The following is a 14,570-nucleotide window of genomic DNA, read 5'->3' as shown; positions in this document are numbered from 1 at the left end:
CACAGCCGGGAAACAGGGGCGGTCGCCTCAGGTTTCGGCCACCGCTGCCTTGGTGAGCGAGTCCGCCGGGGTCGTGTGGGGTGGGAGGAGGGCGAGGACTGCCTGGCGGTGGGGTTCGGGCGTGTTCTCGTCGTAGGGGTCCGGGGTGGTGGGGACCTGGAGGCGGAGGGTGGGGGCGGGGCCGAGGCGGGCGTAGCCGCGGCCCGGGGGGACGTCCGGGGTGGGTGTGGTCGGGGGCGCGGCGCCCAGGACCGCTTCGACCTGGTCGAGGGAGGCGGGGCCCAGGACGACGCGCGCGCGGGTGTGCCTGCGTACCGCGTCCGTGAGGGTGTCCAGGTGGTCGAACTGTTCGGTGACCACCACGGTGACGTTGACCGCGCGGCCGTGCCGGAGGGGGATCTCTAGGAGGGACTGCGGGTCGCGCCGGCCCTCGGCCGCGGCGAGGTGGGTCAGCACGCTCGGGCGGTCGAGGAGGAGCCAGAGGGGACGGCGGATGTCGTCCGGCGCGGGTTGGCCCGCCTGCCGGGCGCGGTTCGTGGCGATCAGCCGGCGCTCCGTCTCCTGGGACGCCCATTCCAGGCTCGTCAGGGCCCCGGAGAGGCCGCACTCCACGGCGAGGACCCCGTCGCGGCCGGTCAGGCAGGCGTGCTCGCCGCTGCCGCCGCCCTCGACGATGACGACGTCGCCGTGCTGGAGGGCCTGGAGGGCGATCGAGCGGAGCAGGGTCGTGGTGCCGCTGCCCGGTTCGCCCACGGCCAGCAGGTGCGGTTCGGTGGAGCGGACGCCGGTGCGCCAGATGACCGGCGGTACGTCGCGCTGCTGCTCTCCGGAGGGGACTCGCTCCTCCCCGGAGGACAGGGGGAGGGTGCGCTGGACCTGGCTCGCGTCGGTGAAGCCGAGAACCGTCTCGCCCGGTGCCGTCACGAAGCGCTGGGCGGTGATGTCGGTGCAGAGCGGGGGGAGGACGGCGACGGTGAGTTCGTTGCCCTCCTCGTCCCAGGTGAAGCGGTACTCACGGCCGCGGCCCGCCTTGGCGTGCAGCAGCTGCTCGATGCGCGCGCGGGCCTCGGCCTCGCCGTCCGTGAAGTACGCCGGGTAGCGGATCAGCAGATGGCAGACGCGGCCGGTGCCGTCGAACGCGTAGGTGGGGAAGGCCTTGTCCCAGGCGCCGCCGTGCGTATAGAGGGGCTCGGGGTCCTCGGCGGTCGAGAAGTACGGGACCAGGGCCTCGTAGAGGGACCGCAGACGCTGGGTCTGGGACTCGTCGGGGCCGGTGGGCTGCGAGGCGGCGCTGTCGCGGCCCGTCCAGGCTGCCGCCGCCATCAGGACGATGACGGCGAGCAGCGGGCCGTACGGCACCAGGGTCACGACCAGGACGACCGAGGCCGCCAGGAAGAGCAGCGACCCGCGTCGGTCCTTCGGGGTCTCGGTCCACCTGAGCCGTCCGGCGGCGACCAGCCGGCGCAGTCCACGCGTGATCGTGATCAACGGGTGGAGGACGTCGGTGGCGCCGTCGGCCGCCGTCCGGGCCAGCTCCCGGCTCCTGGCGAGGTGCGCGCCGCCGGTGCTCAGAATGCGAGGGAGGGGGACCCGGGCCACGGCTGTCTCCTGGGGGTGCGTGCGGATGGGGACGGGGTCAGAACTTGATCCCGCCGAGGAGGCTCGCGAGGCTCTCGCCGCCTGCCGTGATGCTCGAGGCCATGCCCGTGCTGGCGAGGTAGAAGCCGAAGAGCGTGACGACGATGCAGTGCGAGGCCTTCAGGCCGTCCTTGCGGAAGAACAGGAAGACGATGACGCCGAGCAGGACGACGCCTGAGATGTTCAAGACCATTTGGGTTCTCCTGGTTGATGGGGACAGTCACCATGAGTTCTTCCAGGGTCACAGCATGTATCCATACGATAAAAGGTGCAAATGAGTGAAATTCGGCAGATTTCGCCTGAGTGGCCGAATCCTCGTTGGGCCGTCCGGGCTGGGCTGTTGCGCGCGACGGGACTCGGTGTGATCTTTGCCTCGACTCTGTCCGCTGATGTGCGCGGGAAGCCAGTACTCTGGCGATTCACCCGTTTGGCTCGAGGCGCGTTTGTGAGAGGTGGTCCCGGCGATGAGCGAAGCCCCCGACCCGGAGGTCGTGGAGCTGGCGACCAAGATCTTCGATCTGGCCCGGCGGGGCGAGACCGAGGCGCTCGTGGCGTACGTCGACGCGGGTGTTCCGGCCGACCTCACCAACGACCGCGGCGATTCGCTCGTGATGCTCGCCGCGTACCACGGTCACGCCGACGCGGTACGGGCCCTCCTGGCCCGTGGCGGTGCGGCCGACCGCGTCAACGACCGAGGCCAGACTCCCCTCGCCGGGGCGGTTTTCAAGGGTGAGGAAGCTGTCATCCGGGTCCTTCTGGACGGCGGGGCCGACCCGGTCGCGGGCACTCCGAACGCGGTCGACACCGCCCGGATGTTCGACAAGGCCGAACTGCTCGAACTGTTCGCAGCACGCTGATCAACATGTTCTGACCAGGCAAAACACGAAAGACGGGGGAGGCGGTACGGGGCCGCCGGATATTTCGGTCGCGGCAGGAAGAACCGCCGGGTCATCATGACGTCGTGATTCACGGACATGATGGCTGGGCAGGTGTTGCCGCACCGCGTGGGCCGTGATGCGGTCCGCATGGGCCACCGACGAGAGGCAGAGGAAGATGGTCTACAGCAAGCAAGAGACGGCGGGCGCCCCGACGTGTTGTCACGCGGCCAGGTAAAGCAAGATCCCCGGTTGCGTCGACGCTTGATGTGAGGCTGTTTCCCATGTTCGAACCGGTCATAGCGCCCAGCGGTACGCTGCTCGGCCTGCTGCAGCGGGGCCGCGGCGACGGCACCCTGCACGCGCTCACCGCCCCCCGGGACGAGGCGCTCGCGGCACTGAACCACTGTGTGCTGAGCGACCCCCGCCACGACTGGCAGGTGGAGAACCGCTCCCTGTACTACGCCCGTCTCTACCTCGATCTGAGCGGCGAGCTCGACGAGATCGAGCGGCACCTCTTCGACGCCGAGGACGTGCTGGACACCGACGAGTCACGCACCGGGCTGGCCCTCGCGGTCCTCGGGCACCTCGCCTCGTACGGCAGGCGGGACGCGCTCGACCTCCTGCGCAGGTACGCCGCCGTGGGCACCAGCTGGGCCTGGGCCCTGGACGAGCTGGCCCTCAGGGACGACGACGAGGGGCTGCGCGCCCTGGCCGAACCCGTCCTGGCCCGCTTCACCACCGATCCGGAGGGGGAGGCCGAACTGGCCGCCGCCGTCCGCGACGCCTTCGAACCCCGGCCCTGGCGGCTGTGGGCCGACGACCCCCGCGAAGCCATCGCCACGCGTGTGCGTGCCGCCCACGAGACCGGCTGCTTCGACCGCTGGCAGCGGCAGATGCGACCGAGCGGACCCCGGCCGGGGTGGAGCGTCAAGGCCGTCTTCGAGTGGGCCCAGCAGGGCATCGAACGCGGAGCCGTCCTCCATGTGCCGGCCGCCCGGTGTCTCACCGCCGTCGCCGGCCCCGAGGACCGGCCCGAGATCCTCCAGGCCGCCCGATTCGGTGACGACGGTGCCCGCTGCACCGCCCTTCGCTACCTCGCCGACGGCAACGATCCCGAGGCCCTCGACCTGATCGAGGGCGCCGTGACCGACGGGACGACGATGGTCGTGGAGGCCGCCGTCGCCGCCTTCGAACGGATGCGCAGCATGGCCGCCGTCGACCGGGCGCGAGGCTGGGTCCACCGGCCCGACCCGCTGGGTGCCGCCGCCGGACGCATGCTCGCCTGTCTCGGCGGGACCAAGGACAGCGACCTGGTGCTGGGCGCGCTGCGGGAGGCCGTACGCGGCGAAGGGCCCGACGCGCCCACCCTGTGGACGCTCGTCGACGGCACCGGCCGCCTGGGCATCGTCTGCGCCGCACCCGTTCTGCGCCACATCTACCGCGAGACCGCCTCCTCCCACCTCCGGGGCCGCGCCGCCCGCGCGCTCGCCGCCACCGACCCCTCCTTCCCGGCCGGCTTCGCCGTCGAGTGCCTCTGGGACTGCGAGGAGACCACCCGTGAGATCGCCGCTCGGCACGCCGAGACCGGTGACACGCGCGTCGTCGACCAACTCCGTCGACTGGCCGCCGACCCGGCCGAGGAGGCCGAGGTCCAGACAGCCGTACGCAGCCGGATCGGTCCTGACATGCCCGCAGTGTGAACATCGGGTGACCCGGAAGTCAGGAGGGCATGGACGCGGTCCGACCTGGACATGTGTGCAGCGCAACGCTCATGGGACGTTCCCCGCCCGGAAAGATCCACGTTGACGCGGCCACGTCCGGTACGACGACAACACCGGTATGCGTGTCGTCATAGTGACCGAGTCCTTTCCCCCCGATGTGAACGGCGTGGCCCACTGCGCCCTGCAGACCGCGCGGCACCTCGTCGCGCGGGGGCACGCCCCGCTCGTCGTGGCCCCGGCCACCGCCCAGGGAACCGGAGCGGGAGCCGACCTCCAGGCACCGTGCCCCGTAGTCCGTGTCCCCTCCCTTCCGCTCCCGGGCTATCCCCAGGTCCGTGTCGCCCTGCCCAGCCGCCGGGTCGCCGCGGCGATCGTCGAACACCGGGCCGACATCGTCCACCTGGCCAGCCCCTTCGTCCTCGGCGTCCGCGGCATGGCGGCCGCCGCCCGCCTCGGGGTACCCGCCGTCGCGATCTACCAGACCGACCTCGCCGGATACGCCCGCACCTACGTCCACGCCGGTGAGGCGGCGGCCTGGCGGCGCATCCGCTCCGTGCACGCCGCCGCCGACCGCACCCTCGCCCCGTCCAGCTCGGCCCTGCGCGACCTGGAGGCACACGGCGTGCCCCGGGTCAGCCTGTGGCCGCGCGGCGTCGACACCGTCCGGTTCCGCCCCGACCTGCGCGACGAGGCGCTGCGTCGCGAACTGGCGCCGGGCGGTGAGCTGATCGTCGGCTACGTCGGCCGCCTCGCCCCCGAGAAACAGATCGAGCTGCTCGCCGGGGTGTGCGGCCTGGACGGTGTACGGGTCGTCGTCGTGGGCGACGGGCCCAGCGAGCCCGGCCTGCGCGAGGCCCTGCCCGGAGCCGTCTTCCTCGGCCGCCGCACCGGCGACGAACTCGCCCGGATCTTCGCCTCGTTCGACGTCTTCGCCCACACCGGCCCCTTCGAGACCTTCTGCCAGACCGTGCAGGAGGCCATGGCCAGCGGGGTGCCCGTGGTGGCGCCCGCCGCCGGAGGCCCGCTGGACCTCGTCGCCCACGGGCGCACGGGACTGCTGGTCCCGCCGCGAGACGCGGCCGCCGTACGCGACGCCGTGTGGTCCCTGGCCGCCGATCCCGCGCTGCGGGCCGCGTACGGGGCCGCCGGACGGGCCATGGTCGAGGGGCGCACCTGGGCGGCCGTCGGCGATCAGCTCATCGGGCACTACGCCGATGTGCTGGCGGCGCGGACGGTGGTGGCGGCATGAGCGGGGCCGCTTCCCCGAAGCTGCGGATCGTACGGCTCGCCAACTTCGTCGCGCCCACCTCGGGCGGTCTGCGGACCGCGCTGCGGGAGCTGGGCAAGGGGTTCGAGGCGGCCGGGCACGAGGCCGTGCTCGTCGTGCCCGGCGAGCGGTACACCGACCGTGCGACCGAGCAGGGCCGGGTGATCACGCTGCCCGGGCCGCTGCTGCCGGGGACCGGTGGCTACCGCGTCCTCGCGGACAAGCGGCGGGTGGCCCGCCTGCTGGAGTCGCTGGAGCCCGACCGGCTGGAGGTCTCCGACCGGACCACGCTGCGCTGGACCGGGGCGTGGGCCCGGCGGGCCAGGGTGCGCGCGGTGATGGTCTCGCACGAGACCGCCGACGGGGTGCTGCGGACCTGGGGGCTGTCCGAGGGGCTGGCCCGGCGGGCCTCCGACGCCCTCAACGTCCGTACGGCCCACACCTACTCGCGGGTGGTGTGCACCACCGAGTTCGCCGAACGGGAGTTCGTACGGATCGGCGCCCGGAACGTCGTACGGGCACCCCTGGGCGTCGACCTCGTGGGACGGCACCCCGCGCTGCGGGACCCGGGGCTGCGCGAGCGGCACGCGCGCGTGGACGAAGTTCTGCTGGTGATGTGTTCCCGGCTGTCCGTCGAGAAGCGGCCCGGGACGGCCCTCGACGCCCTGGAGGCTCTGCTGCGGCGCGGTCTGCGGGCCGTGCTGGTCGTCGCCGGGGACGGGCCGCTGCGCGGCAGGCTCGAACAGCGGGGGAAGGGGCTGCCGGTGACCTTCCTGGGGCATGTCGGCGACCGCGACACGCTGGGCGCCCTGCAGGCCTCCGCCGATGTGGCCCTGGCCCCCGGGCCCGCCGAGACGTTCGGTCTCGCCGCGTTGGAGGCGATGGCCTGCGGGACGCCCGTGGTGGCCAGCTCCTCGTCGGCGCTGCCGGAGGTCATCGGGTCGGCCGGGGCCACGGCGGCGGACCACGGGGAGGCCTTCGCGGACGCCGTCGAGCTGCTGCTGGACCGGCCCGAGGGCGAGCGCCGGGACGCGGCACGCGCGCGTGCCGAGTGCTTCGGCTGGCAGACCGCGGTGGACGCGTTCCTCGCCGCGCACGACGCGACCGTCGGGCGCCCCGTGCGGGAGGGCGTCGGATGAGGGCCCTGCGGTTCGTGGCCCTCGGCGACTCCCTCACCGAGGGCGTGGGCGACCCCGTCGAAGGCGGCCGGCGGGGCTGGGCCGCGCTGCTCGCCGACGGGCTCGGTCCCGCCGTGGAGTTCACCAACCTGGCCGTCAGCGGCTCCCAGACACGCGACGTGCTGGACCGGCAGCTGTCCGCCGCGCTCGCGCTCGGCCCGGACATCGCCTCCGTCGTCATCGGGGTCAACGACACCCTGCGCCGCACCTTCGACATCCACGCCGTAGCCGCCCGCCTCGACGAGATCTACGCGGCCTTCCGGGAGCGGGGCGCGGTGCTGCTCACCGCGTGTCTGCCCGACCCCGGGGCGATGCTCGGCCTGCCCGGGGCGCTCGCCCGCCCCCTCGCCCGGCGACAGCGGGCCGTCAACACGGTCGTGCACGCCCTCTCCGAGCGCCACGGGGCGGTCCATCTGCACGCCTCGGAGGGCGCCTGGCTCACGGACCCCGCGATGTGGAGCGCGGACCGGCTGCACCCCGGCGAACGGGGGCACCGGCAACTCGCCGTCCGCTTCCACGCCCTGCTCACGGAGGCGGGGATCGCCACGGGGCCCGCCCCTGCCGCCGAGCCCCAGTTCCCGGCGCCCACGCGCGGCGCCGGCCTCTGGTGGCTGGCCACGGCGGGGACGGGCTGGGTGGCCCGGCGCTGCACCGACCTGCTCCCGCAGCTCCTCACCCTCGCCGCCGCCGAGGTACGCCACAAGGCGCGCGGCACCAGTGCCCGACTGGACCTGTCCGCCTCCCACGCGGTGGCGTCGGCCCTGGCCGCGCCGGCCGTGTCCGGTCAGCGGCCGGAGGTGGCGTGAGGCAACAGGAAAACGGCGCTGGTCAACGGCGGTGCCGTACGGCGACGAAGCGCACCGGGGTGCCCGGCGTGGCCTGGGCCGCGCCGGGCAGGTCCGCCGAATGGACCACCGCGATCACCGGGTAGCCCCCGGTGGTCGGGTGATCGGCGAGGAAGACGACCGGGCGGCCGTCCGGTGGCACCTGGACGGCGCCCAGCACCATGCCCTCGCTGGGGAGTTCACCCGCCCGGGAGCGCTCCAGGGCGGGCCCCTCCGTGCGCAGCCCGATGCGGTTGCTCGCCGAGGAGACGGCGTAAGGGTGCCTGGTGAGGGTGTGCAGCGCCGCGTCCGTGAACCAGTCGTCGCGCGGGCCCAGGGTGACGCGCAGGACGAGCTCCGAGGGCGGCGCCGGGTGCGGGCCGACGTCCACGCGCGCGTGGAGATGGCTCGGGCGGCCGAGCGGGAGCACCGTGCCGTCCGTCAGCGGAGGCGGGCCGAGGCCCGACAGCAGGTCGGTGGAGCGGCTGCCGAGGACCGGCTCCACGGTCACACCGCCACAGACGGCGAGATAGCCGCGTACGCCGGAGCGCGCCGGCCCGATGTCCAGCACCGCCCCTCCGGGGACCCGTACGGGCGCTCCCCAGGCGACCGGGCGGCCGTTCACGGTGACCGCGCAGGGGGCGCCTCCGACCGCCACGACGACCGTCGAGCGGGGCCGCACGGAACAGCCGTTGAGCGTGGTCTCCAGGACAGCCGCGTCCGGCGGGTTGCCCACCAGGCGGTTGACCAGGGCGGCCGCCGGGGCGTCGAGGGCGCCCGCGCGGGGCACGCCGAGGTGGGCGTGTCCGGGACGGCCGCGGTCCTGGACGGTGGTCAGGGCGCCGGCCCGGACGACGACGAGGGCGCGGTCGGTCACGGGGTCGCCACCGGTGTGAAGCGGACCCGGGTACCCGGAGCCAGCAGAGCGGCCGGCACGCGCGTGTGGTCCCACAGAACGGCGTCCGTGGTACCGATCAGCTGCCAGCCGCCGGGGGAGGAACGCGGGTACACGCCGGTGTACGGGCCGGCCAGGGCCACCGCCCCCGTAGGGACGGCCGTGCGCGGGGTCGCCCGGCGCGGGACCTCGCGGGGCAGCCCGGTGAGGTAGCCGAATCCCGGGGCGAAGCCGCAGAAGGCCACGCGGTACTCGGCCGCCGCGTGGATCCGGGCGACCTCGGCCTCGTCGACACCCCAGTGGGCGGCGACGTCCGGCAGGTCGGGGCCGTCGTACCGTACGGAGATCTCGACGACCTCCTCCGCGCGCGGCGCGACGGGCGGAACCCTCCAGGAGGCGAGGCGCTCGGCGAGACGGGCCGGGTCGTCGAGGCCGTCCAGGAGGACGGTACGGGCGGCGGGGACGATCTCGGCCACCGACAGGTCGCCCCTCGCGCGGCGGCGCAGCAGCTCGGCGTGCAGGGCCTCGGCCTCCTCGCCCGTGCCCACCTCGATCAGCAGCGCGCGGTTCCCGACCGGCAGCGCCCTCATGAGAACGCCTCCACGCGTACCCCGGCGGCCGCCAGCTCGGCCCGCACCCGCCGGGCCAGCTCCACCGCGCCCGGCGTGTCACCGTGCAGGCAGAGGGAGCGGGCCCGGACGAGGATGCGCTCCCCCGAGTGGGAGACGACCGTGCCGGAACGGGCCAGGCCGACGGACCGCTCGATCACGGCCTCGATATCCGTGATCACGGCACCCTCGTGACCGCGCGGTGCCAGCGTGCCCTGGTCGGTGTACGCGCGGTCCGCGAACGCCTCGGTGACGGCGGCCAGACCGGCCGCCTCGGCCAGCTTGAGGAGCCATGAGCCGGGCAGGCCGAGGACGGGGAGCGTGGCGTCGGCGAGGCGTACCCCCTCCACCACCGCCGCCGCCTGTTCCTCGTCGTGCACGACCCGGTTGTAGAGCGCGCCGTGCGGCTTCACGTACGACACGCGCGTGCCCGCCGCGCGGGCGAAGACCTCCAGGGCGCCGATCTGGTACGCCACCTCGGCCGCCAGTTCGGCGGGCGGCACGTCCATCGCGCGCCGCCCGAAGCCCGCCAGGTCGTGGTAGGAGACCTGGGCTCCGACCCGCACGCCGCGCTCGGCCGCCAGCTCGCAGACCCGCCGCATGGTGGCCGCGTCCCCGGCGTGGAAGCCGCAGGCCACGTTGGCGCTGGTGACGACGGACAGCAACTCCTCGTCGTCGGTCAGTGTCCAGCGGCCGAAGCCCTCGCCGAGGTCGGCGTTGAGATCGATGGAGCTCATGGGTCCCATTCTCCTGCTTGTTTCCTCTGTCTGTTGCTCTGGTTTCTCCGGTGACCGGTTCCTGTCGGATCCGTCCGTCAGAAGACTCGGTACTGCTCGTCGCGGGCGTCGGTCAGGAACATCTGGCCCGGTGCGTGGGTGATCGCGAACGGTGGGCGGGAGGCCATCACAGCGGCCTGGGGTGTCACCCCGCAGGCCCAGAACACCGGGACGTCGTCCGGTTCGGCGTCCACCGGGTCGCCGAAGTCCGGGCGGGACACGTCCGCGATGCCGAGGCCCGCCGCCTCGCCGCAGTGCACCGGGCCACCGTGCACGGCCGGGAGCAGACTGCTCTCCCGGATCGCGGCGGCCAGATGCTCGGGCGGCACCGGACGCATCGACACGACCATCGGGCCCCGCATCCGGCCGGCGGGCCGGCACTGGCGTCCGGTGACGTACATCGAGACGTTGCGGCCCTGCTCGATGTGGCGCATCGGGACGCCGGCTTCGGTCAGCGCCCACTCGAAGGTGAAACTGCACCCGATCAGGAACGACACGAGGTCCTCGCGCCAGACGTCCACCACGTCCGTCGGCTCGGCCACCAACTCGCCGTGCTCCCAGACCCGGTAGCGCGGCAGATCCGTGCGCAGGTCCGCGCCCTCGGCGAGCGGGGTCGTCCACGCGCCGGCGTCCGTGACGTCGAGCACGGGACACGGCTTGGGGTTGCGCTGGCAGAACAGCAGCATGTCGTACGCCCAGTCGGCGGGCACCGAGATCAGGTTCGCCTGGGTGTGCCCGGCGGCGACCCCGGCGGTGGGGCCGGACACGCCCGAACGGAACCGGGCGCGCGCCTCTTCGGGGGTCCACGCGTGCGCGTGCGGGTCCACGAGGGTCAAGGGGCGGTCGTGCGGGGCGGAGGCCGGGGGGCCTTGGGTGGCGCCGGTCGGGAGACGGTCGTGAGTCGTCACGTGGTTCACACGAGTTCCTTTCCGCGTGTTTCCGGGAGGCCGAGCAGGGCCACCGCCGCCAGGCCGTAGCCGATCGCGCCGAAGATCAGCGCGCCGCCGACGCCCCAGCTGTCGGCCAGGAAGCCGACCGTGGTCGGGAAGACGGCGCCCACCGCACGGCCGGTGTTGTACGTGAAGCCCTGCCCGGTGCCCCGCACGGCCGACGGGTACAGCTCGCTGAGGAACGAGCCGAAGCCGCTGAAGATCGCCGACATACAGAACCCGAGGGGGAAACCGAGGACCAGGAGAAGGGTGTCGGCGCCGCTCGGGATGTTCGCGTACGCCAGGATGCACAGCGCCGAGAGCACCGCGAAGAGCCAGATGTTCCGCCGGCGGCCCAGCCGGTCGGTGAGATAGCCGCCGGTCAGGTAGCCGATGAAGGCGCCGGAGATCAGAAGGGTGAGGTAGCCGCCGGTGCCGACGACCGACAGACCCCGCTCCGTCTTCAGATACGTGGGCACCCAGGTCGCCAGCGTGTAGTAGCCGCCCTGGACGCCGGTGGAGAGCAGCACCGCGAACACAGTGGTGCGCAGCAGACCCGGCTGGGTGGCCGTGCCCGGCCGGAAGATCGCGGCGAACGAGCCCCTCTCGGCGCTCTTCTCGCGTGCGGCCGCGGCCTGCGGGGCGTCCTCGACCGAGCGGCGCACCCAGATCACGAGCAGCGCGGGCAGTGCGCCGGTCCAGAACATCACGCGCCAGGCCAGGTCGTCGTCGAGGAAGGAGAAGACCATCGTGTAGACGATCACGGCCAGTCCCCAGCCCACGGCCCAGGAGCTCTGGATCGCGCCGAGCGTACGTCCCCGGTGCTTGGCGCTCGCGTACTCGGCGACCAGGATCGCGCCGACCGCCCACTCACCGCCGAAGCCCAGCCCCTGAAGGGCGCGGAAGACCAGCAGGGTCTCGTAGTTGGGCGCGAAGCCGCAGGCCACGGTGAAGACCGCGTAGGTCACCACGGTGATCATCAGCGCCTTCACCCGGCCGATCCGGTCCGCGAGCACGCCCGCGGCGGCGCCGCCGATCGCCGACACGACCAGGGTGACCGTGGTGAACAGTCCGGTCTGGCCGTTGTCCAGGCCGAAGTAGGCCGTGAGCGCGACCATGCTCAGCGGCAGCGTGAAGTAGTCGTACGAGTCGAGCGCGTAGCCGCCGAACGCGCCGCCGAAGGCGCGGCGACCACGCGGTCCGAGGGCGCGCAGCCAGCCGAACGCGCCGTCGTCCGAGATCGGTTCGCCCTGGTCGGGCTTGGTCGTGGAGGAGAGGGCCGGGGAGGGAGGGGGCGTGCTCATGGACACCTCGCGGTGAGGGAGGGGGAGGGCAGGGGGACCGAGCCGTGCCGTTGTGCCATGCCGTGCAGTGGAGCCGTGCGGAGGGCGCCTGTCCAGCAAGGTAGAGGATCGTTGAACAATCCTTCAATACCCGTGTTGTTTCGTTCTTGTGTCTGCGGTTGAATTCCGCGCATGGCCGCCGAACTGACCGGACTTGCCGACGACCGTGCCCTCCTGGGGCGCACCAGCACCGCCGAGCGGGTTTCGGACATCCTCCGGAGCCGCATCGCCGAGGGCTTCTTCCCGCCCGGCACACGGCTGTCCGAGGACAGCATCGGCGGTGCCCTCGGTGTCTCCCGCAACACCCTCCGCGAGGCGTTCCGCCTGCTCACCCATGAACGGCTCCTCGTCCACGAGCTCAACCGCGGCGTCTTCGTGCGCGTGCTGACCGTCGAGGACGTCGAGGACATCTACCGCACCCGCCGCCTCGTCGAGTGCGCCGTCGTGCGCGGCCTCGGGGCCCCGCCGTACGGTCTCGACGGCCTCGCCGAAGCCGTCGCGGAAGGGCAGCGCGAGGCGCGTGAAGGTGACTGGAAAGGTGTCTCCACCGCCAACATCCACTTCCACCGCGAACTGGTCGCCCTCGCCGGCAGCGCCCGCACCGACGAGCTGATGCGCAGCGTCTTCGCCGAACTCCGGCTCGCGTTCCACGTGGTGGACAATCCGCGCAGGTTGTACGAGCCGTACCTGGCGCGCAACCTCCTCATCCTCCAGACGCTGCAGCGAGGGGAGCGGGACGAGGCCGAGCACCTGCTGGCGGCATACCTCGACGACTCGCTGGAGAACCTGGTGGAGGTGTACGGCCGCCGGGTCGCCGACGTCACCTGAGGCGCCGTGCCCGGCCCCTCCCGGCGGAACGATTTGGGCCGTTGTCGGACCCAGGACCTAGTCTGTGCACCGTGACTTCACCCGCATCGACGGACAGTGTTCCGCCCCAGCTCAGCGCGGGGCCGCGCCCCGCGCTGGGCCCGGCCGCCGACGAGGGACTGGCGCGGCGGCTGCGCGCGCTCGCCTGCACCGCGCCGCTGCACGACCTGGACGCGCGCAAGGCGAACCTCGCCGGTGAGTACTCCGTGTACGGCATGGCCGAGGTCGCCCTCGCCGCCATCGACCTGGTCACACTGAACATGGACTTCGACACGGGCGCGGACCACGACCAGATCGTCGCCCGCCTCATCCCGCGCATCGCCGCCCAGGCCCCGCGGCGGCCCGTCGAGGAGCACGAGCGGGTGGCCCGCTGGGTCCTGGAGAACCTGATCAACGTCGGCAGCGTCGACCGCGGCTTCCGGGCCGTCTACGGCACCTTCGCGCCCGACGGCACCTATGTCCGCCGCGACTACGACTTCAAGCTGATCGAGGAGGTCCCCGGCTACGGCGGCGGTGTGTACCTCCGTACGACCGACGAGGCCGTCAACGTCCTCGTGGGCGCCCTCGACACCGATGTCACCAGCGCGCAGATCGCCGCCGAGGTCAAGTTGGAGATCCTGATCAGCCGGGGCCGCCTCGCCGACGCCCAGCTCGCCGCCGAGCAGGCGCGCTACCGGACCGTGCAGTACTCGGAGACGCTGCGGAGGGCACTGGACGCCACCCGCCGCAACGTCCGCGCGGTCGACTGGCTCCAGACCGTGCCCGACATGATCGCCGAGGCGCTCGACCACGTCGCCGACCGCTACCGCCACGAGAACGCGATCCTCACGAACATCCGCAAGGCCCGCGACGAGTCCGAGGACCCCGAGCACAAGCGGCGTGCCGCCGAGCTGGTCGACATCGTGAAGGACTGCATCCGGCGGCACACGCAGTTGCAGTCCCGGCTGCTGGAGGCCGGACCGCTGTTCCGCGCGGAACAGGACCGGCAGGCCTTCGGTACGCCGATGACGACCTCGGGGACAGACCTCTACGGGCATCTGGTCGCGCCGCTGCTGCCGCTGCCCCTGGAGCGGGCCCGGCGGGTCACCGACGCGTTCTTCGCCCGAGGGACGGGGTTGCGTACGCCGGGGTCCGTGCGGGTGGGGGACCTTGTCGAGCTGCTGTTCACGCCGCCGGTGGAGCGGGAGCACCTCGGGGCGGAGATGCCGGAGCCGGATCTGATCGCCACGCCCGACGACAGCCGGTTCAGCGAGGAGCAGTTGGCGGCGGCCAAGGAGTTGCTCGATCTGCCCGCGGACGCGCCTCGGCGGTTGTCGGGGCTGCTGGCCGAAGCGCGGCTTCAGGACCCTGAACTGCCTTATCTGGTTGCCCTGTTGGCTGTGCATGCGGCGAGTCCGCCGGTGGGTACGGCCTATCGGCAGGGGGAGCGGAAACTCCTCTTCGCCGTGGACGACGGGGTGGAGTTGGACGATCCCGAGTTCGGTGGGGCGGATTTGATCGTGGGGATGGCCTTGTTGGATGCGGCCGGAATGGCGGCGGACAGGGAGGCCGCGTGAGAGCGCCGTCGGGCCTTCGGCCGTCGTTGGGCTGCGGGTTGTTCGCGGCCGGTCGCGCCCCCGCGGCGGAGCCGCACAGGGGCGCCGCAG

At 73.0% G+C, this 14,570-nt stretch carries 14 protein-coding genes; 7 read left to right on the top strand and 7 right to left on the bottom strand.

Going from position 1 to position 14,570, the window contains the following annotated elements; translation table 11 throughout:
- Window positions 1-27 precede the first annotated feature (27 nt).
- The gene (locus OG272_RS08170) at window positions 28-1,599 is read right to left on the bottom strand and encodes a hypothetical protein (protein ID WP_327730623.1); all 1,572 of its coding nucleotides are present in this window, start codon (window positions 1,597-1,599) and stop codon (window positions 28-30) included.
- 37 nt (window positions 1,600-1,636) lie between these two features.
- Window positions 1,637-1,831, bottom strand: coding sequence for a hypothetical protein (locus OG272_RS08165; RefSeq protein ID WP_326584173.1), 195 nt, complete (start codon window positions 1,829-1,831; stop codon window positions 1,637-1,639).
- Window positions 1,832-2,102: 271 nt separating this feature from the next.
- On the opposite strand from OG272_RS08165, the gene OG272_RS08160 reads away from it, so the two are divergent.
- From OG272_RS08160 to OG272_RS08140, 5 genes are all read left to right on the top strand, one after another.
- Entirely contained in the window at window positions 2,103-2,495 is a 393-nt protein-coding gene (locus tag OG272_RS08160) for an ankyrin repeat domain-containing protein (RefSeq protein ID WP_327730624.1), read from the top strand.
- Between the two features lie 302 nt (window positions 2,496-2,797).
- Window positions 2,798-4,216 (top strand): HEAT repeat domain-containing protein, encoded by a 1,419-nt coding sequence (locus tag OG272_RS08155; RefSeq protein WP_327730625.1) that lies wholly within the window; start codon window positions 2,798-2,800, stop codon window positions 4,214-4,216.
- Window positions 4,217-4,355: 139 nt separating this feature from the next.
- The gene (locus OG272_RS08150) at window positions 4,356-5,486 is read left to right on the top strand and encodes a glycosyltransferase family 1 protein (protein WP_326584176.1); all 1,131 of its coding nucleotides are present in this window, start codon (window positions 4,356-4,358) and stop codon (window positions 5,484-5,486) included.
- Window positions 5,483-6,643: a glycosyltransferase gene (locus OG272_RS08145; protein WP_327730628.1), complete on the top strand. Its 1,161-nt coding sequence runs from the start codon at window positions 5,483-5,485 to the stop codon at window positions 6,641-6,643. The genes OG272_RS08150 and OG272_RS08145 overlap by 4 nt, the downstream gene beginning before the upstream one ends.
- Window positions 6,640-7,488 (top strand): SGNH/GDSL hydrolase family protein, encoded by an 849-nt coding sequence (locus OG272_RS08140; RefSeq protein WP_327730629.1) that lies wholly within the window; start codon window positions 6,640-6,642, stop codon window positions 7,486-7,488. The genes OG272_RS08145 and OG272_RS08140 overlap by 4 nt, the downstream gene beginning before the upstream one ends.
- 22 nt (window positions 7,489-7,510) lie before the next feature.
- Here OG272_RS08140 and OG272_RS08135 read toward each other — a convergent pair whose 3' ends face one another.
- From OG272_RS08135 to OG272_RS08115, 5 genes are all read right to left on the bottom strand, one after another.
- Complete coding sequence (locus OG272_RS08135) at window positions 7,511-8,383, bottom strand: biotin-dependent carboxyltransferase family protein (protein WP_327730630.1); 873 nt, start codon at window positions 8,381-8,383, stop codon at window positions 7,511-7,513.
- A complete protein-coding gene (locus OG272_RS08130; protein WP_328222592.1) occupies window positions 8,380-8,991 on the bottom strand; it encodes an allophanate hydrolase subunit 1 in 612 nt (203 codons plus the stop codon). The genes OG272_RS08135 and OG272_RS08130 overlap by 4 nt, the downstream gene beginning before the upstream one ends.
- On the bottom strand, window positions 8,988-9,746 hold the full coding sequence (locus OG272_RS08125; RefSeq protein ID WP_327730632.1) for a 5-oxoprolinase subunit PxpA: 759 nt from the start codon (window positions 9,744-9,746) through the stop codon (window positions 8,988-8,990). Before OG272_RS08125 ends, OG272_RS08130 begins: the two co-directional genes overlap by 4 nt.
- Before the next feature lie 77 nt (window positions 9,747-9,823).
- A complete protein-coding gene (locus OG272_RS08120; protein ID WP_405892968.1) occupies window positions 9,824-10,702 on the bottom strand; it encodes a putative hydro-lyase in 879 nt (292 codons plus the stop codon).
- A complete protein-coding gene (locus OG272_RS08115) occupies window positions 10,699-12,018 on the bottom strand; it encodes an MFS transporter (protein WP_327730633.1) in 1,320 nt (439 codons plus the stop codon). The genes OG272_RS08120 and OG272_RS08115 overlap by 4 nt, the downstream gene beginning before the upstream one ends.
- Window positions 12,019-12,189: 171 nt before the next feature.
- On the opposite strand from OG272_RS08115, the gene OG272_RS08110 reads away from it, so the two are divergent.
- A complete protein-coding gene (locus OG272_RS08110) occupies window positions 12,190-12,885 on the top strand; it encodes a GntR family transcriptional regulator (RefSeq protein ID WP_326584183.1) in 696 nt (231 codons plus the stop codon).
- A gap of 71 nt (window positions 12,886-12,956) precedes the next feature.
- Window positions 12,957-14,480, top strand: a complete 1,524-nt coding sequence (locus OG272_RS08105) for a hypothetical protein (protein ID WP_326584184.1) — start codon at window positions 12,957-12,959, stop codon at window positions 14,478-14,480.
- Window positions 14,481-14,570 lie beyond the last annotated feature (90 nt).

Source organism: Streptomyces sp. NBC_00104 (genome assembly GCF_045160825.1).
Classification (GTDB): domain Bacteria; phylum Actinomycetota; class Actinomycetes; order Streptomycetales; family Streptomycetaceae; genus Streptomyces.
Note: the sequence above shows the minus strand (reverse complement) of the source record. Positions and strands in the feature narration are given on the sequence as shown.

Excerpts from the sequence above, each read along its gene's own strand:
- OG272_RS08150 (WP_326584176.1), top strand. The coding sequence starts at position 4,356 with ATGCGTGTCGTCATAGTGACCGAGTCCTTTCCCCCCGATGTGAACGGC.
- OG272_RS08155 (WP_327730625.1), top strand. The coding sequence starts at position 2,798 with ATGTTCGAACCGGTCATAGCGCCCAGCGGTACGCTGCTCGGCCTGCTG.
- OG272_RS08165 (WP_326584173.1), bottom strand. The coding sequence starts at position 1,831 with ATGGTCTTGAACATCTCAGGCGTCGTCCTGCTCGGCGTCATCGTCTTC.
- OG272_RS08115 (WP_327730633.1), bottom strand. The coding sequence starts at position 12,018 with ATGAGCACGCCCCCTCCCTCCCCGGCCCTCTCCTCCACGACCAAGCCC.
- OG272_RS08140 (WP_327730629.1), top strand. The coding sequence starts at position 6,640 with ATGAGGGCCCTGCGGTTCGTGGCCCTCGGCGACTCCCTCACCGAGGGC.
- OG272_RS08160 (WP_327730624.1), top strand. The coding sequence starts at position 2,103 with ATGAGCGAAGCCCCCGACCCGGAGGTCGTGGAGCTGGCGACCAAGATC.
- OG272_RS08110 (WP_326584183.1), top strand. The coding sequence starts at position 12,190 with ATGGCCGCCGAACTGACCGGACTTGCCGACGACCGTGCCCTCCTGGGG.
- OG272_RS08125 (WP_327730632.1), bottom strand. The coding sequence starts at position 9,746 with ATGAGCTCCATCGATCTCAACGCCGACCTCGGCGAGGGCTTCGGCCGC.
- OG272_RS08145 (WP_327730628.1), top strand. The coding sequence starts at position 5,483 with ATGAGCGGGGCCGCTTCCCCGAAGCTGCGGATCGTACGGCTCGCCAAC.
- OG272_RS08130 (WP_328222592.1), bottom strand. The coding sequence starts at position 8,991 with ATGAGGGCGCTGCCGGTCGGGAACCGCGCGCTGCTGATCGAGGTGGGC.